General features: G+C 67.1%; 19 protein-coding genes and 1 riboswitch. Of the genes, 8 read left to right on the top strand and 11 right to left on the bottom strand.

Translation table 11 applies throughout. The annotated features are described in order from the left end of the window. Window positions 1-92: 92 nt before the first annotated feature. From HH110_RS05275 to HH110_RS05260, 4 genes are all read right to left on the bottom strand, one after another. Window positions 93-1,430, bottom strand: a complete 1,338-nt coding sequence (locus tag HH110_RS05275) for a hypothetical protein (protein ID WP_176988684.1) — start codon at window positions 1,428-1,430, stop codon at window positions 93-95. Between the two features lie 61 nt (window positions 1,431-1,491). Continuing rightward, complete coding sequence (locus HH110_RS05270) at window positions 1,492-2,283, bottom strand: alpha/beta fold hydrolase (protein WP_176988683.1); 792 nt, start codon at window positions 2,281-2,283, stop codon at window positions 1,492-1,494. Between the two features lie 158 nt (window positions 2,284-2,441). Further along, window positions 2,442-3,101 (bottom strand): SDR family oxidoreductase, encoded by a 660-nt coding sequence (locus tag HH110_RS05265; protein ID WP_342589230.1) that lies wholly within the window; start codon window positions 3,099-3,101, stop codon window positions 2,442-2,444. Between the two features lie 118 nt (window positions 3,102-3,219). Further along, window positions 3,220-3,549 (bottom strand): nuclear transport factor 2 family protein, encoded by a 330-nt coding sequence (locus tag HH110_RS05260; RefSeq protein WP_176988682.1) that lies wholly within the window; start codon window positions 3,547-3,549, stop codon window positions 3,220-3,222. 98 nt (window positions 3,550-3,647) lie between these two features. Between HH110_RS05260 and HH110_RS05255 the strand changes: the two genes are divergently transcribed. Then, entirely contained in the window at window positions 3,648-4,547 is a 900-nt protein-coding gene (locus tag HH110_RS05255; RefSeq protein WP_176988681.1) for a LysR family transcriptional regulator, read from the top strand. A 52-nt stretch (window positions 4,548-4,599) separates the two neighbouring features. Here HH110_RS05255 and HH110_RS05250 read toward each other — a convergent pair whose 3' ends face one another. After that, window positions 4,600-4,974, bottom strand: a complete 375-nt coding sequence (locus HH110_RS05250) for a glycine zipper 2TM domain-containing protein (RefSeq protein WP_176988680.1) — start codon at window positions 4,972-4,974, stop codon at window positions 4,600-4,602. 196 nt (window positions 4,975-5,170) lie between these two features. Here HH110_RS05250 and HH110_RS05245 point away from each other — a divergent pair, with 196 nt between their 5' ends. From HH110_RS05245 to HH110_RS05230, 4 genes are all read left to right on the top strand, one after another. Further along, entirely contained in the window at window positions 5,171-5,578 is a 408-nt protein-coding gene (locus HH110_RS05245; RefSeq protein WP_194243620.1) for an H-NS family nucleoid-associated regulatory protein, read from the top strand. 11 nt (window positions 5,579-5,589) lie between these two features. Further along, the gene (locus tag HH110_RS05240; RefSeq protein WP_176988679.1) at window positions 5,590-5,946 is read left to right on the top strand and encodes a VOC family protein; all 357 of its coding nucleotides are present in this window, start codon (window positions 5,590-5,592) and stop codon (window positions 5,944-5,946) included. Between the two features lie 14 nt (window positions 5,947-5,960). Next, window positions 5,961-6,926, top strand: coding sequence for a hypothetical protein (locus HH110_RS05235; RefSeq protein WP_241696417.1), 966 nt, complete (start codon window positions 5,961-5,963; stop codon window positions 6,924-6,926). Between the two features lie 180 nt (window positions 6,927-7,106). Further along, on the top strand, window positions 7,107-9,161 hold the full coding sequence (locus HH110_RS05230) for a TonB-dependent receptor (protein WP_176988678.1): 2,055 nt from the start codon (window positions 7,107-7,109) through the stop codon (window positions 9,159-9,161). A 48-nt stretch (window positions 9,162-9,209) separates the two neighbouring features. Here HH110_RS05230 and pnuC read toward each other — a convergent pair whose 3' ends face one another. The 5 genes from pnuC to HH110_RS05205 all read right to left on the bottom strand — a co-directional run bounded on the left by pnuC (window position 9,210) and on the right by HH110_RS05205 (window position 16,070). Next, window positions 9,210-9,806, bottom strand: coding sequence for a nicotinamide riboside transporter PnuC (gene pnuC, locus HH110_RS05225; protein WP_176988677.1), 597 nt, complete (start codon window positions 9,804-9,806; stop codon window positions 9,210-9,212). Further along, on the bottom strand, window positions 9,803-11,968 hold the full coding sequence (locus HH110_RS05220) for a TonB-dependent siderophore receptor (RefSeq protein WP_176988676.1): 2,166 nt from the start codon (window positions 11,966-11,968) through the stop codon (window positions 9,803-9,805). Before HH110_RS05220 ends, pnuC begins: the two co-directional genes overlap by 4 nt. Window positions 11,969-12,035: 67 nt before the next feature. Then, a riboswitch (TPP riboswitch) is annotated at window positions 12,036-12,131 on the bottom strand. 39 nt (window positions 12,132-12,170) lie between these two features. Beyond that, window positions 12,171-13,307, bottom strand: a complete 1,137-nt coding sequence (locus HH110_RS05215; RefSeq protein ID WP_176988675.1) for a phosphotransferase enzyme family protein — start codon at window positions 13,305-13,307, stop codon at window positions 12,171-12,173. Window positions 13,308-13,409: 102 nt separating this feature from the next. Further along, complete coding sequence (locus tag HH110_RS05210) at window positions 13,410-15,608, bottom strand: hypothetical protein (RefSeq protein ID WP_176988674.1); 2,199 nt, start codon at window positions 15,606-15,608, stop codon at window positions 13,410-13,412. Between the two features lie 72 nt (window positions 15,609-15,680). Beyond that, window positions 15,681-16,070 carry a RidA family protein gene (locus HH110_RS05205; protein WP_176988673.1) on the bottom strand — a complete coding sequence of 130 codons (390 nt, stop codon included), beginning with the start codon at window positions 16,068-16,070 and terminating at the stop codon, window positions 15,681-15,683. 139 nt (window positions 16,071-16,209) lie between these two features. On the opposite strand from HH110_RS05205, the gene HH110_RS05200 reads away from it, so the two are divergent. Further along, window positions 16,210-17,124 (top strand): LysR family transcriptional regulator, encoded by a 915-nt coding sequence (locus HH110_RS05200; RefSeq protein WP_176988672.1) that lies wholly within the window; start codon window positions 16,210-16,212, stop codon window positions 17,122-17,124. Between the two features lie 29 nt (window positions 17,125-17,153). On the opposite strand, the gene HH110_RS05195 is transcribed toward HH110_RS05200, so the two are convergent. Further along, the gene (locus HH110_RS05195; RefSeq protein WP_176988671.1) at window positions 17,154-17,531 is read right to left on the bottom strand and encodes a hypothetical protein; all 378 of its coding nucleotides are present in this window, start codon (window positions 17,529-17,531) and stop codon (window positions 17,154-17,156) included. Between the two features lie 184 nt (window positions 17,532-17,715). Between HH110_RS05195 and HH110_RS05190 the strand changes: the two genes are divergently transcribed. Next, complete coding sequence (locus HH110_RS05190) at window positions 17,716-18,852, top strand: sensor histidine kinase (protein ID WP_176988670.1); 1,137 nt, start codon at window positions 17,716-17,718, stop codon at window positions 18,850-18,852. Then, complete coding sequence (locus HH110_RS05185) at window positions 18,849-19,625, top strand: LytTR family DNA-binding domain-containing protein (protein WP_176988669.1); 777 nt, start codon at window positions 18,849-18,851, stop codon at window positions 19,623-19,625. Before HH110_RS05190 ends, HH110_RS05185 begins: the two co-directional genes overlap by 4 nt. Window positions 19,626-19,629 lie beyond the last annotated feature (4 nt).

Genomic DNA, 19,629 nt, shown 5'->3' with positions numbered 1-19,629 from the left:
AGGATGAAGTGCCGGATCGTGAGGAGGGCGTAGCGTGATCCATGAGAGACATCTGCGTCCGGACGCCCAAGCATCGGCTGGCTTCATAACCGTCACGGCAGGGTCTGCAGACGCCATCCTTCTGCGTCCCTTCCGAGCCTCCACCCCTCGCTGAGCTCCAGCGTCCAGCCCGGTCCCGTCCATCTGGAGGCCTCGCCTTCCACTGGGTCGCCGCTGACGCTGAGCAGCGCCCAGTCCTTGGACAGCAGCGCCCCGGATTCCGCCGTCAGCTCTCCCCACTCATCCCGAACCGTCAGGGGCGTATAGACCATCCCCGCGTCATCCAGCGGAAACAGCGAGCGCGGATCGAAGGACACGGAAGGCGTGCGGAGGGAAAGGCGAACAGCATCGTTGCCAAGGAAACGGTGACGATACTCGGCGCTGCGCCGCTCCCGCGCTTTAGCCCGCTCGCGCTCCTCTGTGCGCACTGCGTTCATTCCATAGGTGTCACCGACACGGGCAAGGTCCGTCGCGCTGAGTGGCGCATCAAGCGTCTCTGCCAGCAGCCCGGGCAGGTCCGAGGTGGTCGACAGCCCGCGTCGCCATGACGGCAACCAGCGGTCCAGCAGCATCCCATACGCCGGCCCGGTCGCGTACGCCGCCGAGCGCACGAAACTCTGCGAGGCATCCGCCTTGGCGAGCGCCTCCACAACGGCGGGAGCGGCATTGGCACCGCTGGCAGCCGCGGCGACCACGCGCCCTGTGTACTCGGCCAGGCCTTCGTTGCGTTCGACGTTTGCCTCCTCGGCCAGCGCGCGTTTCGACGAGGGTGGAGACCCGGAGCGAAGCGCCCTGAAGCCCAGCGCCGCGGCAGCGTGCTGACGCGCCTGGCGGTCATCGGCTTCCGCAACGGCCTGTGCCAAGGCGCGCATTTCCAGCCGCAACGCCGTGCGACCGGCTTCGCTGTCCAGATGGGCCGTATCGCCTTCGGCAGCAGGAAGACCGAGGGCCGCCTGCACGCAATGCCACTGCTCGTGCCAGAGCAGCGTCGCCAGCCCATCCGGGTCGGCGGGCAACGGCAGGAGCAGCAGGACACTGGGTACGTCGTTGATCAGTGTGCAGGTGTTCGCAGGCGGCTGATCCTTCCGCAGCGCCACCGGCACCGTTGCCCCTGTCACGGAATTCCGTTGCCAGTTCGTGCCGGAGGCACGGTCATGCACCACCACCGGCGCATCCAGCGGGACACCCCACAGCTTCTCTGCGGCCTGCCTGGAGCCAGGAGCGCCGGCGACGGTGGCAACGCGCTGGAGTACCGCTTCGATCCCAGCCGGTGGGGCCTGGGTCGCAGCTGCAGAGGCCATCATCCCGTTGACGGCCATCGCTGCCGCGACACAACCGCTGAAGCGCCAGCGAAGGCGTTGGTCGTTCCCGGAGCTGTTCGAGATGGACATCCTTGTCATGAGTCACCCGCATCTGCCCGGAAGGCGTTGCTCCGTCGCACCCGCGCGACGCTTATCGGATCGATTGTCCGACCGCCTGGGCCGCCTGGTCAATCGTATCGGCGACGACCTTGGGCTGCGTCATGAAAACGGCATGACTCGCGGCAACCTGGGTGATGCGCGCGTTGATGCGTTTCGCCATGTGGATCAGCATGGCGTGATCGAAGGCCTTGTCCTCGGTGGCAATCACGGCCCAGCTGGGCTTCGTGCGCCAGGCCGCATGGGTCAGTTTCGTGCCGAACGCCGACATGTTGATGGGCACCTGCGAATCACGCAGGAAGGCCGCATCGGCGTCGGTGGTGTCATGGGCAAAGCCTGCCTTGAATGCGGCAGGAGCGATGAAGCCGTAGCCATCACTGCCCGTCTCGATCACAAACTCGGGCGTGGGCGCGGAGCCGGTGTACTGCTGGGCTGTCGTTTCGCCAGCGTCGGGCGCCAAGGCGGACACATACACAAGACCGGCCACCTTGTCGTGGACACCGGCTTCGGTGATGACCGTACCACCCCACGAATGGCCGACAAGCAGGGTTGGACCATCCTGACGATCAAGCACGCGCCTGGTCGCCTTCACATCCTCGTCCAGCGAGGTCAGCGGGTTCTGGACGATGGAGACACGGTAGCCACGGGCGGTGAGGTCCTCGTAGACCGGGCGCCACCCGGTGCCGTCGGCGAACGCGCCGTGCACCAGCACCACGTTCCTGACCTGCGCGCCCTGCGGCACGGGCACGGTGTCCCGACCGTAGGCGGAGGAAGCAAGGCTGGCCGCCAGGGCGACCGCGAACACTGCAGAGATCGGCTTGAACATGGACGTATCCTCGGGTGGATGAACGCACGGCCCGGTGGCCGGCAGAGCCACTATGCACCTCACGTTCGGACGATTTGTTCCTTATAGTCCAGATAACTTGATCGTTCGTTCAAATTGACCGACCTACCCTGCCCCCGGGCGGGTGCAGCCCGGCACGCTCACGCCGTCGGTACCGTTCCACCATCGATGGTGTGTTCCGTCCCGGAGATCGCCGCCGCCCGTGGCGAGATGAGGAAGGCGATGAGGTCGGCGACTTCCTCCGGCTTGGCGGGCCGTCCGAGCGGGATGCCGCCCAGTTGCTGCATGACCAACTGCTTGCCGCCCTCGTGGTCGGTGCCCGCCTGTGCGGCGACACGCGCGACCAGTGCGATGGCAGCCTCCGTCTCGATCCACCCCGGCGATACGCGCACCACGCGCACGCCCTTGGGTGTGACTTCCTTTGACAACGCTTTGCTGTACGTCGACAGCGCGGCCTTGGCAGCGGCGTATGCCGTCGTGGCATCGGGCAGTGGTAATGCATGCTGGATCGAGGTCACATGCAGGATCACCCCGGCCCCTTGGGCGATCATCGCCGGCAGCAGCGCGCGGTCCAGACGCACCGCGGACATCAGGTTGAGGTCGAGTTCTTTCATCCATTCGGCGTCGTCCAGCATGGCAAATCCGCCCACCGGGGCAGACGAGCCGCCCGCCACGTTGATCAGGACATCGATTCCGCCGAGGTGGCGGAGTGCCGCATCCGCTGCATGACGGGCCCCCTCTGCCGTGGAGAGGTCTGCGGCGACGTAGTGGACGGCCTTGTTCCCGCTTGGCGCAGCGATCGCGCCGTTGCCACGATCCGGGCCTCCAGCCGGGCCAGGAGGTTGACGACGGCCGCACCGACGCCGCGCGTTCCACCGGTAACCACTACCCGCGTGCTGGCCAACTGGAGATCGAAGCTCACGGCGCGATCTCCAGCATGGCGATCCGGCCCCGCTTCAGAGTGAAGGTGTAGCGCAGATCCACCGGGCTGCCGGGGAAGTCGCCCGAGACATGACTGGTCACGACATAGGCCTCCCCGTGCTTTTCCAGCCTGCGGGGCGTGGTGGTGTAACGGTAGCGGGTCGAGGCAGCCGCCTTCCAGGCCTCGATCGCGGCGCGCCCCACGTGGGTCCGCCCCTCGTCCATCACGCGTCCGTCGGCGGTGAAGCAGCGTGCGACCGCGAGGGCATCCGTGAGGTCGGCAGCAAAGTAGGCCGTGATCGGCTCGGGCAGGGTCAGGTCGTTCATCGGCGTGCTCCATCGGGTTGATGGGCCTAGCGTGAGCCGTGCCGATAAATAAGAGAATCACCTATTATCGAACCAGGCTATGCAGGAATCAGTACACAATGCGCGGTGCCGAATTTGCGGAGCTCAAGGCCTTCGTGGCGGTCGTGGACCGGGGCAGCTTCGCCCGCGCGGCCGATCACGTCGGGCTGTCGCGATCCGCCCTAAGCCAGATCATTCGCCAGCTGGAGTCTCGGCTGGGCGTTCGGCTGTTGAACCGGACCACGCGCAGCGTCTCGCCGACGGAGACCGGGCGAAGCCTACATGAGCGGATCGCCCCGATGTTCCGCGAGATGGACGAGGCGGTCGCGCAGGCAGTCGCCGCCCACGCACGTCCTGCGGGCACGCTGAGGATCAACACGCTCAGCATGGGCGCACGGAAGGTGATCGCCCCACGCCTCGGACGTTTTGCAGCAGCGCATCCTGACGTCGTGCTCGATATCGTGATCGACGATGGCCTGACCGACATCGCCGGGGAAGGATTCGATGCGGGCATCCGCGTGGGGGGCCGCCTGCAGAAGGACATGGTCGCTGTTCGGCTCACACCGGACGTGCAGCTGTTGGCGGTGGCGTCGCCCGACTATCTGGCCCGACACGGCGAACCGCGATCACCCGCAGACCTGGATCGTCATGCCTGCATCAACTGGCGATTTCCGGGCAGCGGCAAAGTGGCTGGCTGGGATTTCAGGAACGGCGCGCAGGCCGTCGAGTTTTTTGGCGAAGGCGCGGTCATCGCCAACCACCAGGACATCGTGGTCCCCGCAGCACTGCAGGGTCTTGGCGTGTTCTACGCTTACGACGACGAAGGAATCGCAGAGGCCCTGGCGGATGGGCGGCTCAAACTCATCCTGGCGGACTGGTCGCCAATCGTGCCTGGCCTGTACCTCTATTACTCCAGCCGGCGCCACCTGCTGCCCGCACTGCGCGCCTTCATTGATTGCCTGCTGGATCGGGATCGTTGAGGCACCGCCAAGCGGATGCCTCAACGCGCGGTTGCTGCCTGTCGGCCAGCCGTCAGCGCCAGCCGCGGTTGTGGTGGCGACGGTCCTGGTTCCAGCGGCGCTGGTCATGACGGCGGTCGTGGCGGCTGCTGCGCTCGTAACGGTGGTCGCGGTCATAGCGGCGATCACGGTCGTAGCGATAGTCACGGTCGCGGCGATCCTTGGTGGTCACGTTGCCGATCGCACCGCCCGCCACTGCACCACCTGCGGTCATCAGCGGATCGCCGTTGGACAACACGTGCCCGGCGACGCCACCCACCACGGCACCCACCAGCGTGTTCTTGTCCTTGCGCGACATCGCATCGGCATTGCCTGCGGCGGTCACGCCGGCGGTCAGGGCCAACGCGAGGGCCAGGCCACGGAAGCTGAAAGCGGTCGAGGTAAGCATCGTTGGATCCTTTGAGTAGAACGGTGTTGAATCGAATCTGGTTGCCGAAGATTGCCGGAACATTGCGCACCCGCAGATGAACCTCCCCCTGTTCAGTTTGGCGAAAGTACAGCTTTCCCCTCGCGCCGATCTGCGATGGCTTCACGCCGGCATTTGCTATCGTGCCCTCCGTCAGTCCCACCTACCCTGGAATCCCATGCCCCGAACGCCCTCCACTGCCCGCTCCGCATCCAAGATCAACGCCAGCTTGGCAGCGGCGGTCGCGCGATCGGGCATGGATGAGCAGGCACTGCTGAAGGCCGCCACCCGGGAGGCCTACGAGCGCGTCACCCTGCTGCTGAGCACCAGCTTCGCTGACTTCACTCCGGAGCAGCAGCGCAGGATCCAGGCACTGGTGGGAACCGAAGGCCCGGCCAGGCGTAAGAAGCCCGCCAAGGCCGCCAAAGAAGATCTGCCACCGCGTTTCTGGTTGCCGCACAGCGGCGCCACCTGGTCGGGCCGCGGCCGGGTGCCCAATGCCTTCCTGTCCTGGGAAGGCACGGTGGCGCATACCGAATGGAAGAAGACCCACCCGGATCAGCGGTTCCCGGCCTACCCGGGCTGAGGCGATCACTGATGCAGCAGACCGTCATCCCCCAGCTGCGCATGACCGATGCCACGGTCAGCGTGCCCTTCTACCAGCGGCTGGGGTTTGCAATCGACTGGGAACACCGGTTCGCCCCGGACATGCCGCTGTTCGTGCAGATCAGCCGTGAGGGCCAATCGTTGTTCCTGAGCGAGCATGCCGGCGACTGCGAGCCTGGCGGCGCTGTCTATTTCCACGTCCCGGACGTGGATGCACTGCACGCTGCGTTTGTCGCGGCCGGAGCGCCGGTGTTCCGACCGCCGGCGGACGTGCCCTGGGGCGGGCGCGAGATGGTGGTGATCGATCCGGACCACAACCGGCTGCGGTTTGCGACGCAGGGCGACTGATCGAAGCGACTATGATGGTCGCCATTGAAACGAAGCAGTGGTTGCAGATGAGTCGCGGAATCAAGATGCGCAAGGCGGTGGGCACGCACGGCACCCTGCACCGGGTGGGCGACCTGCAGAAGCGCCATGACGCGCAGCAGACCCTGCCGACCCTGTTGTGCGATGGCTGCAACGTGCCGGTGCGGTTCGTCCCCGAGCACAGCAGGCCCGGCGTGGATCGTGCCCCGCCCCTCCTGGTCCCCGCCTACATCGCGCTGCAGAAAGGCACCGAGCATCTTCCCGGCTGCCGCTACAACGCCCCCGGGCACCTGCAGGCCCTCCTTGCCAGCGGAGCCGATCCCGAGTTCCTGTCCGCCGTGGACGATGGCAGGCATGAGCTTCGCCTGTTGGTCCTCCAGCAGGCCCTGAAACGCGGCAGCGCCGGGCCGACGGCTGTCACGGCGGCGGATCCGCGGATCGAGGGCTGTCTGCGCGCCCTCGCCGACCTGCTCACGCTGCGCGCCATGGACGAGAGCGACGCCTTGCTCGCTGCACACCTCACCCTGCGGCTGGGCAAGAAGAAGGTCGACTGGGCCAATTTCTTTTACGCACTGGACCGCTACGACGAGGCGTGGGAGCGCCTTGGCGCGTCCTCCAGCGAGCTGCCGATGGCCTTGCTCGGCACGGTGCGGTCGCACCGATCACCGCAGCCGGCTGACCCCCATGGCGTCACCTACCTCAACTGCGCGCCGAAGTATCAGCAGACGGGTGTAGTGGACCGTCGTGATTTCTTCGAGGTCAGCGTCGGCCACGCCGACGCCGCGTGGCTGCGCTCCTATCCGCTGGGCGCGGAGATCGTGATGTTCGGGCTGTGGCGCCAGGGCAGGAGCAGCACCGCGTCCCGGCCGCACCCGACCGACCCGCGCCGGACGATCACCAGCGTCACCCACAAACTTGCCCTGCGGCCGAGTTTCAGGCGTCAGCTGACCCTGGTCGAATAAGTCGGTCGACAAGCGTCCACCCGCCCCGCGCGACAGCGGCGCTGCGGGCCGCCGCACCGTGTATCACTACATTTCAAATGCGAATGGTTCGTGATACGATTGTTAAGATTTCTTGAAACCCCTACACGGACGTCCCCAGCCATCGCCAGCGGGCTCCCATAGCCACGGAGTATTTTCGCGATGTCGCACCCCTCCCCCTCTTCCCGCCGTTCCGCCGCCACGCTGGCCGTTGCCATTGGCCTGGTACTGACCGCCCAGGCGCATGCAGACGCTTCCGCGGACGCCGCCGCCTCGCCCCGCCAGATGGACACCGTCGTGGTCACCGCCACCGGCGCCCAACAGTGGATCAAGGACGCCCCGGCCAGCATCAGCGTGATCACCCGCGAGGAGATCGAACGCAAGCCGGTCAGCAGCATCGGCCAGCTGCTGAGCACGGTTCCCGGCGTGACCGGTGGCTATGCGCTGTCCGGCGCGCAGTCCAAGATCCGCCTGCGCGGCCTGCCCGAGCAGTACACGCTGATCCTCATCGACGGCCGCCGCCAGGGCAATTCCTCCGGCGTGAATTACCGCGATGACCTGGGCCCCCAGGATCTGAACTGGCTCTCGCCGGACATGATCGAGCGCATCGAAGTGGTGCGCGGGCCGATGTCCTCGCTGTACGGTTCCGACGCCATGGGCGGCGTGATCAACATCATCACCCGCAAGATCGCCGACGAATGGGGCGGCTCGGTCACCTTCAACTACAGCAAGCCCGATTCCCCCACCCGCGGTGATACCACCCAGATGGGCGCGTTGTTCAGTGGCCCGCTGACCGAAAACCTGGGCCTGCGCGTCGGTGCCAATGTCACCAACCGCGAATCGGATACCGGTCGCCGGCAGACGCCTGGCAACAAGGCCGAGAACGCCAACGCGCTGCTCAACTGGCGCATCAATGACGACCACACCGTGGGCTTCGAGGCATCGCGCGGCGAACAGCGCAACAGTGGCGCCGGTGACGTCGGTGCCTGGGGCCTGTCCAAGCTGGTGCAGACCGGCTACGTGGTCATGCACGATGGTCGCTACGGCGATGCCGCCACGTCCAAGACGACGTTGGTGCAGAACGATTACGAAGACAAGGGCAGCGCCGTCGGCAACCACTCCAAGGAGACGGTGTTCGATACCGCGTTCACCCGCAGCTTCCATTGGGGCTTCGAGCAGAGCCTGAACGTGGGCGGGCAGTGGAAGCGCGAAGAGCTGAAGAACAGCGACACCATCGGCACCGTACCGGTGACCTGGACCGGCACCGGCCGCATCAGTCCGGTCAGCGAAGCCGATTCCTGGGCGCTGTTCGCCGAAGACCACATCACGCTGCACGAGCGTTTCATCCTCACCGTGGGCCTGCGCTGGGACAACACCGACAACTACGACGACAACCTGAGCCCGCGCGTCTACGGCGTGTGGCACCCGTCCGATGACTGGACCGTGCGCGGCGGTGTCTCGCAGGGCTTCCGTGCGCCCACGCTGAAGCAGGGCACGGCCGGTGCGGCGACGCAGTCCGGTGGTAACGGCTGCACCGCCCTGACCGCCGAAGGCTGGACCAACCGCTCGGTCAGCGCCGATGGCACCACCGGTTGCTACATGGCCGGAAATCCGAACCTGGAACCGGAAACCAGCACCAACTACGAGCTGGGCGTCGGCTTCGACAAGAACGGCTGGTCGGCGTCGGCCACCTACTTCCTGACCGATTTCGATGACAAGATCCAGCAGGTTCCGCTGCGTGAAATCCCCGGCCAGACGACCAGCTTCGTCAACGGATTCTGGTGGACGGTCGCGCAGAACATCCAGAAGGCCCGCACCCGTGGCGTCGAAGCCAGCGTCACCGTGCCCCTGCATGAGCGACTGAACTGGACCACCAATGCCACGCGCATGCTGGAATCGAAGAACCGCACCACCGGCGCCAGCCTGCTGGTGGTTCCCAAGCTGACCGCCAATACCTCGCTGGACTGGCAGGTCACCGATGCCTGGTCGCTCAACCTGAGCGCGCAGCACATCGGCGAGCAACTGGTGTCCTCCACCAGTGCCACGTTCGCCAAGGCGTACACCACCTGGGACCTGGTCACCGGCTACGACGTCAACGAGCACCTGACAGTCCGTGCAGGCGTGCTCAACCTGGGCGATGTCTCCACCATCGAAGAAGGCAACAACTACGACGGCGGTGCCCGCACCTTCTTCGTGGGTGCCACGGCGCGGTTCTGACTGCGCCGGGTCGAGTGCAGACCTGAGGTGACCAAGGGCGGCGCGGACTTATCCGCGCCGCCCTTCTACGTTGTGAAACAGCGCGTCGTTGCGCGCCACCGTCCATGCCCGCAACCCCATCACGGCCAGGCCCACGAAGACCAGATACAGCGCCGCCGTGACATGCAGTGACTTGACCAGGTACATCCCGACGTACACCACATCGACCAGGATCCACAGCCACCACGCCGCCGTGTGCCGGCGCGCCTGCCACCACTGGGCGACCAGGCTCAATGCGGCCAGCATCGCATCCAGCCACGGCAGCGCTGCATCGGTATAGAAGTGCATCGCCGCACCAAGCGCGATACCGAAGGCCACGCCGATGCCCAGGTCACGCCACAACGCGAGCCGCGCCAGCGGCAGGATCGCAACCCGGCCATCGTCTTCGACTTGGCCGCGCCAGCGCACCCATCCATAGACGAGGAAACCGCCGAACACGATCTGCAGCAGCGTGTCCGAATACAGCCTGGCCTCCACGAACACCAGCGCGTACAGCGCGACCGACACCAACCCGACCGGCCAGGCCAACGGCACCCGGCGCGTCATCAGCCACACCCCGAGCATGCTGACAGCGGCCGCCGACCATTCCAGGATCGCCGGGTTCATAGCGCGAAGGTCACCGACAACCGGGCCTGGCGCGGCGCGCCCGGGAACAGGTAGTAGTCACCCGAGCTGCTGCCGGTATCGCGCCAGTAGAAGCGGTTGAACAGGTTGTCCACCGAAAGGTTCCAGGTCACCGGGTGCTCGCCCACCTGATGCTTGAAGCGCAGGCCGGCGTCGAACACGCTGTAGGCCGGCGCGCTCATGCGGCCATCGGCCGTGGCCACGTTGGACGCGGCGTAGCGCCAGCTACCGGTCACCCCGAGTCCGGTCACGAACGGCAGCTGGTACTCCGCGTGCACCGTCGCGCGGGTCTTCGGTACGTTGATCAGCTGGTGGCCCTCGTAGTCCGGCGTGCCGGCATCGCGTGCACGGGCGCGCAGGAAACTGGCGCTGGCGGTCAGCGACAGGCGCTCGCTGAGCTGCCCCTGTGCGGTGAGCTCCAGCCCGGTGTGGGTCTGCTGCCCTTCTTCGACGAAGGTGTAGCCCGCATCGCTGCCGTCCGGCTTGGCGTACTGGAACGGCTGCGAGGTACGGAAAAGCGCCGCGCCGAGGGTCAGCGCGTCGCCGGGGACGAACTTGACGCCCACTTCGACCTGGCGCGACAGCACCGCGGGCAGGAACGTGCCTTCGTTGGACGTCCAGAACGGGGCCTCCTGGCCGAGCGAGATGCCGCGCACGTAGCTGACGTAGGCGTTGACCTCATCGGTGGCCTTCCAGACCAGCGCGGTCTGCGGCAGGAAGCGCGACAGGCGGCTGTGGCGCTCAGGCGTGCCGCGCTTGTCGTAGGCCCGCTCGTCCAGGCGCACGAAACGGCCCCCGGCCAGCCACTGCCAGTCGCCGAAGCTCATGCGGTCCAGCGCGAAGACCGCCGTCTGCGCGCTGTCCAGACGCCGCGCGGACGCACCCGGCATCAGCGGCGACGGCGCGAACTGCGGCACCTGTGCGTCGTGGATGTTGGCCGTGCCCACGTACTCGTTGACGTTGCGGCGCTTGTCCACGGTACGCTCGAAACGATCCGCGCCAATGCTCAGCGCGTGACTGACGGCACCCGTGTCGAACGCACCCCGCAGCTCGCCACGGAACTCCAGGTTGCGGCGGGTGTCGTCCGGACTGCGGTAATCGTAGATGTCGTAGTCGCCGTTGGGCGCGAAGTAGTTGCCCGGCACGCTGCCATCGGCGCATCCGGCGGCGTAGTAGCAGCCATAGGCGAAGGCGACGTTGTCGTCGATCACCGAGCGGCTGTAGCTGGCCGACACGCGCGACTGCCAGCGCGTGCTGAAATCGTAGGTATGCAGCGCGGTCAGGTTGGTGCTGTCGATACCGACCGGCCGCTGCCAGGCCTGGTAACCCAGCAGGTGCTTGCGGTCCACGCCGCGCGGCAGTTCGGTGGCGCCCAGCAGCTGATAGCCCGAGGCCGAGCGCTGCGCGCTGGTCTGGTAGTTGGCATCCACTTCCAGCTTGCCGCGTTCGCCGATCAACCAGTCAGTGGCCAGCGAGTAGAAATTGCGGCGGCCATCGGCATGGTCGATGTAGGAATCGCTGTCTTCCCAGGCCGCATTGAAGCGCACGCCGAAACGCGGCGACAGCCAATGGCCGAGATCCACCGCGGTGTAGCGCGAGCCTTCCGAGTCGGTGCCGAGGGTGACGTTGCGGACCTCGGCCGGGCGCTTGCCCACGTAATTGATGATGCCGCCGGGCGCCATGACGCCCGCGGCGAGACCCGCCTCGCCCTTGAGTATCTCCACTGACTGGATGTTCTCCAATGCCAGGCGCTGCTCGCCGGTGATGGCCAGCCCGTTGAAGCGGTAGCCGGTGCCGGTATCCAGCGGGAAGCCGCGGATGGCGATGTTCTGGTAGTAGCCGACCGGGGCGTAGCTGTCGCCCAGCGAGGCATCGTTGCTGGCCAACTCGGACAGCGTACGGACCTGGCGGCTGTCCAGCAGGTCGCGGTCCAGCACGTTCACCGAGGCCGGGGTGCTCTTCCAGTCACCGGCGCCGAAGCTGCTGGTCTGCGTGGCGGTGGCCGCCGGCTGATGTGCCTGCACGCGCACGGCAGCCAGTTCGGTCGGCGAGCGCTCGGGCGCATCCGCGGGTTCGTTGGCATGGAGAGGCAGCGCGGCGCAGAGGGCGGCGGACAACAACGTGGGGCGGAAGCAGCGGTTCATTCGATTCGTCATCAGCGAGGGGAGACGAAGCGAAGGCGCGCACGCGCACCGACCCATCACGGCGGTATGCCTGCTGCTCAAAGCTCCCTACGCCGGTGCAAACCGGATCAGGTTCCAAGGGACTCTCTCAGCCTGGTTTCGCCAGGCACCCCCGCTTCTGCGACTATTTCACTACAAACCGTACGGATTTGCGAGCCTGCCCTCAGGCGGCGGCGTGCAGCGCCTTCAGCAGGCCCTGGCCTGCGGCGGTGCTGAACCAGTCAGCATGCCCCAGCAGGAAGGTGTGGTACGCCACGTCCGCATTGGCCGGCGAGTGGGTCACACCCTCGAAGTACTCCACCTCCGACAGCGCGAAATCCAGCTGCACCACCGGCAGCAGATCGGCCAGCAGGTGCACGCGCTCGGCTGACAGCGGCACGATCTCGCGATAGCCCGCGAGCAGCGCCAGTGCGATATCCACGCGCACGGCCTCCTCCTCCTGCTCCAGCGCCAGCCAGGCGATGGCATTCCGTTCGATGGCCGTGGCCAGATCGAACAAGGCACTGGTCGGTGAGGCCAGGCCGACATCGAGCACGGTCGCGACCACGGACGTATCGCCGTGCGGGCGCCACAGCAGGTTGGAGACATGCCAGTCGTTGTGCGCCCACAGGCGCGGCTCGCCCTGCAGGCGTGCGGCCAGCCCGGCATGCCACGGCAGCACCGCACGCTGAAGATCGGCCTGCCAGTCCTGCCGTGCCAGATAGGCCGCCAGTCCGGGGCGATCACCGAGACCATCCTGGAGGGCGGCGACGGGATCGGCGGCGCGGATCAGATCGTCGCGCGCGACCAGCAGATGCGTGCTCCGCTGGGGTGCGCGGTAGCTGGCCGACGCGCGATGCAGCGTCGCCAGCATCCGTCCCGCCTCGCGTGCCTGCGCGGCATCGGTCAGCAGCGTCCACGACGGCGCGTCGCGGTACAGGTCGTGACCACGGCCCACGCTATGCAGCTCATAGGTCCACCCATCGTGCTCGACCGCGGTTGCACCGTCGCGGTCACGCAGCACCTCGACCACGGGCACGCCGTGCCCGGCCAGGTGCTGCAGGAACCGATGCTCCTCGGCCAAGCCGACCGCCGTGCGGACGCTGCCGTGGTGGCGCTTGACGAACACCCTGCCGCCCTGGCTTTCCACGATGGCGGCGGCGGACAGCGGCCGCGGGCTATGCCACAGCAGCTGGCACTCCCCGTCCAGCTGGGCGAAGCGCCCGCGCAGCCAGGCGATCTCGCGATCGGTGATGGCGGGCCAATCGGCCGCCACCTCATCGTTGTTGAGGCCTTGGACGCGGTGGGTGCTGTTGCTCATGGGATAACGGGTCGATGACGGCGAGAAAGCACGCTGTCACCAGACAGTGGGCGCGGCGAGGATACCAAGCCGGGCCCCGCAAGGGGGAGCAGCGGCCGTCGGTCAGGGCGTGCCGTTGCCCTGCTTCGCTGCGGCAGGCTTGGCCGGCAGCAACCGCGGCTGCTCCGCATACCAGTCGCGGGCCCCGGCGAGGTGCCACTTGCGCTGTTCGCCCTGCAGCTCGATGCCGGCCCCGAGCACGCCCCAGCGCAGATACAGATCACCCCGGCGTTTGGCGTGACTCAGATCCAACCGCGCCTGCAGGGACAACCGCTCGTTCTCGGCCTTCAGGTCCTCCACGATCAGCTCGCCACTACGCCAGCGCAGCTGGCCACTGGCCTGCACTTCGCCCGAGTCCAGCATGCCGAGCACCCAGCGCGGGTATTCACTGCGCTGGGCGAACACGCCGAGCAAGGGCCCGGCATCGCGCAGGCGCAGGTCGGCCAGCCCATCGACCTGGAACGGCGCGGCCGCATCGATGTGGCCGCTGCGGATCGCGACCTTGCCCCACCAGCGTCCATCACTCTTCTCATCGCCCACGTGGATGTTGCGCAGGTCCACCGTGGTGCCGCCGAGGTCGAACTGGCGGCTGTCGAAATCCGCTCGCTGCAGGCGCGCCTGCAGCTGCGCATCGCCGCGCATCGCGATGCCCGCCACGCTCAGGCGGGCGCCGGTGCCGCGCAGATCGGCCCTGCCCTTGCCGACCCGGCCGGACGCATCCAGCGACACATCACCGCTGAGCAGTCCGGTGCCGCCGAGCAGGCGCACGTTGTCGTTGCCGAGATACCGGTTGTAGGCCGTCAGGTCCGGCACGCGTGCATCGGTAAAGCGCAGCTGCGCGCGCATGCCGTCACTCAACTGCTTCAGGCGCGCATCGCCCTGCAGGGTGAGCGCGAGCTCGCGCCCATCGAACAACAGCGCTTTGGGCGCGTTGGTCGGCGCGGCCTGGAACCGCGGAATCTGCACCTTCAGCTCGGCCTGCGCCGGCGTGCCCTCGACAATCCGGCCCTGCGCCTGGGCATCGCCACGCATGCGGACGCCGGCCACTTCGGCCACGGCCGCCACCTGCGGAATATCCACCTTGCTGCCCGGTGCCAGCTCACCCTCGGCCAGGAGCACATCGGCCTTAAGCAGGCCACCGCCGTCCAGATGGAACCAGGGCTTTTTCACGAACAGGTCGCTGATCCAGTTCAGCGACTGGAACTGCCACGCGCCCTGCACCCTGCCGGACAGTCGCGGCAGCAGCTCGGCCGGCGCCTGGAACGGTATCTTACGGCCGGTCACGCGGACATCGGCGTTGATCTCGCTGCCCGTCTCCGGGTCGCGCGGCAGCCGCGCCTGCACCCGCATGTCCTGCGCCACGTCCAGCTGCAGGGACAGCAGGCCACGGTCATCGGCGTGCACGCCGGCATGCAGCGGCAGCCGCCAGACCAGACGGCTGCCGGGTCGCAGCGCGCCGTCCTCCAGGGTCACATCGGCCTTCAGCCGCGCATTGGAGAACGCGCTGCCAACCTTGACGTGCGGGCCGCCGGTGTCGATGCGCAGTCCCTGGCTGCGGGCGTCGATCTGCAGCTGTGCCCAGGTGATGCCGAGTTTCTGCAGCCCCGGCGCGTCGTCACGATAGTGGCGCGGGAAGTGGAAGCGCGCGGCGATATGCGCATCGTCCAGCACGTTGACCCCATCGAAGCTGACCTGGGCATCGTCGAAGCCTGCCGTGGAATCGAACAGCTCCGAAGGGCCGCCCTTGAGCTGCTTGAGGAAACCGACCGTGCCGTGGCCCTGGCCGACCACCAGCAGCTTGCCGAAACGGCCGCTGCGGATGGTGTCGCTGTGGATGGCATCGAAGCGCAGGGTCCAGCCGCGGTCGCCGCGCGGCGGTGGCGGGATGGCCTTGTCGACCCGCTCGACCTCGGCTTCCACCCCGGTCGCGTCAATGCGCGGAATGCGCACTTCCTTGCGGAACAGCGCCGGCAGGTCGATCCACGCACTGGCCCGGTCGGCGCGGAACACATACTGCGTGCGGTTGGCCTGGCCACGCATGCGGATGTTCCAGACCACGGCCTGGCCCGGCATCAGGGTCAGCGCCGGCCCGGTCTGCATCGTGAATTTTTCAGGTTTGCGGTTGGTGACCGCATCGAACAGCGGCGTATTGAGGAATACGTTGCCTGCCAGCAGGTACAGCACGTACAGCGCCAGCAAGGAGAGCAACGCCACGCGCCACGGCCGGGGCCAGCGCTGGACGCGCTCGGGAATCAGGGGCATGTGGATCCGCAACAGGAAGCAGGATGACGGCCCACTATCGACAACGTGCGGCCGTCACCGCGTGAAGGCGTGCTACGGCAGCTTCGCAATCACCTTGATTTCCACGTCGAATCCGTACAGCCAGGTCACACCGATCCCGGTCAGCGTCGGATACGGCGCCTCGCCCCAGTAGTCCGGCACGATGGCCCATACGCGCTCGAAGATCTGCTCGGGGTTGACCAGGAACACGGTGACGTCGACCACGTCCTCGAACGTGCAGCCCGCCGCGCCGAGCACGGCGTTGAGGTTCTCGAACGCGCGCCGCACCTGCGCCTCGAGGTCGGGTTCGGGCGAGCCATCCTCGCGGCTGCCGACCTGGCCGGACACGAACAGGAAGCCGTTGGAGCGCACGGCCGGCGAATAGCGGTTGCGCTCGTACAGGGCCTGGCGGCCCGGCGGGAAAACGACATCACGTGTTGCCATGATCAACCTCTGCCCTGGGCCGACGAACGGCCCGTCACGAATGAAGCGCCACAGTAGACCGGGAGGGGCGCGGGATAAACGCGGCCTCCCCGCCAACATTGTTTGTAGAATCCAAACAATCAGCCCCCGTGGAATGCAGATGGACCGGTTCGACGCAATGCAGGCCTTCGCCCGGGTGGTGGAAACCGGCAGCTTCACCAAGGCCGCCGACACGCTGCACATGAGCCGCACCACGGTCACGCAGCTGGTGCAGCACCTGGAGGCCCGGCTGCGGGTGCGCCTGTTGAACCGCACCACCCGGCAGGTGAACGTTACCGCCGATGGCGCGGCCTACTACGCGCGGGTGATCCGGCTGCTGGCCGACATCGACGACGCTGAAACCAGCCTGTCCACAGCGGCGGCGCCGCGCGGGCGTCTGCGGGTGGACGTGCCCGCCCCATTCGCGCGGCTGGTGCTGGTGCCCGCCCTGCCCGACTTCCTTGTCCGCTATCCGGAGATCCAGCTCGATCTGGGCGTCAGCGATCGCCACGTGGACCTGATCGACGAAAACGTGGACTGCGTGATCCGCGGCGGACAGATCACGGATCAATCGCTGGTCGCGCGCCATATCGGCGATCTGCAGGCCGGCATCCACGCCTCGCCCGCCTACCTGCAGCAGGCGGGCATCCCCGCGCATCCGCAGGACCTGGAGCAGGCCCCGCATCGCGTGGTCGGCTACCTGCGCTCGCGCAGTGGCACGGTGCTGCCCTACACCCTCCAGCGCGGCGACGAACAGGTCACGGTGAAGGGGCGCCACCTGCTCGCGGTCGATGATGGCAATGCGTATCTCGCCGCGGGCGTGGCGGGCCTGGGCGCGCTGTGGCTCCCCGACTACATGGCCGCCCCGCATGTGGCCACCGGCGAACTGGTCCGGCTGTTCCCGGAGTGGCGCATCGATGCGATGCCGCTGCACCTTGCGTTCCCCCCGAACCGGCATGTCAGCGCCAAGCTGCGCGTCTTCATCGACTGGATCGCGGCCTTGGTGGAGCAGCGCATGCCACGTGCGCGTCCGTAAGCGCGGGACGCACTGGCTGCACGCCACGGTTATCGGCTACGGGATGCACGCTGTGGCTCCAGCGCAACCGCACGATCATCGAGTGTTTTCTTCAGCGGCGCGATGACCAGCGTATCGCCCCTGCATACATCCACATCCCGGTAGATCACGCGCCGGCCGTTGCGGAACGCCACGCGAAGGTCGAACCGGCAGCCTTCGTCGGCCAACCGGACCGTAGTGCCGACACCACCACCCGCCAAGGCATCGATCGACCGCGGAGCGAAGGCCTCCGTCCCGGCAGGCGCGACGTCCAGGGCCACGACACTGTCATGGGCCCGGTTGAGCAGGCCGAGGTAGCGTGCCTCCGCACCGTGCGCGGTACCGGCGAGCATCAGCGAAACCATCAGGAAGGGGCGGATCAAGGTCATGGCAGCGTCTCCAGGCGGGTGATGAACCTCTGCATCACGCGCCCGCGCGCCCTCGCCGCCAACCGATCCGGGACGAATCGTCGCTACGGCCAGGCCAATCGTAATGGGCCGTCATGGCGCTTCCCGCCCTCCCGCCGCCTGCCTAAGATGAGCTTCGCAAGAGATGCCTGGCCCGGAATCGACCATGTACATTCGCCTCGGCAGCACCCGGATCCGCCTGTCCCGCTACCTCGCCCTGTGGACGGCGGTGGCCGTGGTGTTCGCCCTGCAGACCTCGATCAACGCCGGCCTGCCGAACAGCCGACAACCCCTCTGGGATCTCATGCGGTGGTCGCTGATCCAGTGGTACACCTGGGCTGCCCTCGCACCCACGGTCTTCCGCCTCGCCGAGCGCTTTCCGGTGCGCGGCAGCGGGCGCCTGCACGGGCTCGGCACGCAGCTGGTGGCCAGCTTCTGCATGACGTTCATCGCCATGGTGGTGGGCGCGATCGTCTCCACCCTGTTCGAGCCCAGCGGTTTCTTCGAGCAGCTGGGCTATTTCCTGGAACAGCATTTCGCCATCGGCCTGCTGACCTACTGGACCCTGTTCGCGATCCAGCAGGCCATCCACTTCCACGCCGAGAAAGCCCGCCGTGAACTGGAGGCGAGCCAGCTGGCCACCGAACTGGCGCAATCGCGCCTGCTCTCGCTGAAATCCCAGCTGCAGCCACATTTCCTGTTCAACACGCTGCACGCGATCATTACCCTGCTCGACGAGGACAAAGTCTCGGCCGAAGACATGCTGCTGCGCCTGAGTGAACTGCTGCGCGCGTTCCTTGAAGATTACGACGGCCAGGAAATCAGCCTGCGCCAGGAACTGGACCTGATCGAGCTGTACCTGGGCATCCAGCGCACGCGCTTCAAGGATCGGCTGAGCACCCGCACGTACATCGCCCCGGGCACGCTGGACTGCGCGGTGCCCAGCCTGATCCTGCAGCCGCTGGTGGAGAATGCGCTACGCCATGGCATCGGCCAGCGCGTGGGCAGCGACACCATCGAGATCGAGACCCGCCGCGATGGCGACACGCTGTGCATCGAAGTCCGCAACCGCAACAGTACCTTGTCGGCGGCACCGACCGCGTCGGCCGGGCACGGCATCGGCATGTCCAACACACGCCTGCGCCTGAAGGAGCTGTACGGCGATGCCGCCGACGTCCGGCTGGACATGCTCTGGCCGGAAGGCGTGGCCTGCCGCATCCGCGTGCCGTTTCGCGCCCTGGACGGCGCCGACGAGGCACCCGAATTCACCCCGGGGACAACGCCGGGGATCGCACCGGCATGAGCCTGACCGTGCTGGTGGTCGATGATGAGCCCATCGCGCGGCATGCGATCGTGCGGTTGCTGCGGGATGATCCCGGGATCGAGATCGTCGGGGAATGCGGCGATGGCATCTCGGCGGTCGCCGCGATCCGCAGCCACTCACCGGACCTGGTATTCCTGGACATCCAGATGCCTGCGATCACCGGCATGGACGTGGTGGCCACCATCGGTGCGGCGCGGATGCCGGCCACCGTGTTCGTCACCGCCTACGAGCAGTACGCAGTGAAGGCCTTCGAGGCCAATGCCGTGGACTATCTGGTCAAGCCCTTCAGCCGCGAGCGCTTTGCCACCACGCTGGAACGGGCCAAAGCCCGGGTGTCGGCGTCAAGCGCGATGGGCACCCGGGCCTCGGCGCAGATCCTGCAGGCGCTGGATGCGCTCCGGCAGCGTGACGACTACCTGCAGCGCATCCCGGTGCGCGTCGATGAGCATGTGGTACTGGTGGCGGTGGAGGACATCGTCTGGATCAAGGCGGCACGCAACACGGTCGAGATCCACCTGTTCGACCGCATGCACGAGCTGCGCGAGACCATGACCACCCTCGCCGCGCGGCTGGACCCGCGGCATTTCGCGCGCGTGCATCGCTCGGCGATCGTCAACGTGCGCCGGGTCAAGGCGATCCATCCGTGGTTCAACGGCCACCATGTGGTGACCATGGACACCGGCCAGCAGCTGCGCATGAGCCGGTATCAGAACGAGGCGTTCCTCAAACTGGTCTCCACGCGCAGCGAATGACGGT

The organism is Stenotrophomonas sp. SAM-B (assembly GCF_013387485.1).
Classification (GTDB): Bacteria; Pseudomonadota; Gammaproteobacteria; order Xanthomonadales; family Xanthomonadaceae; genus Stenotrophomonas; species Stenotrophomonas maltophilia_AA.
Note: the sequence above shows the minus strand (reverse complement) of the source record. Positions and strands in the feature narration are given on the sequence as shown.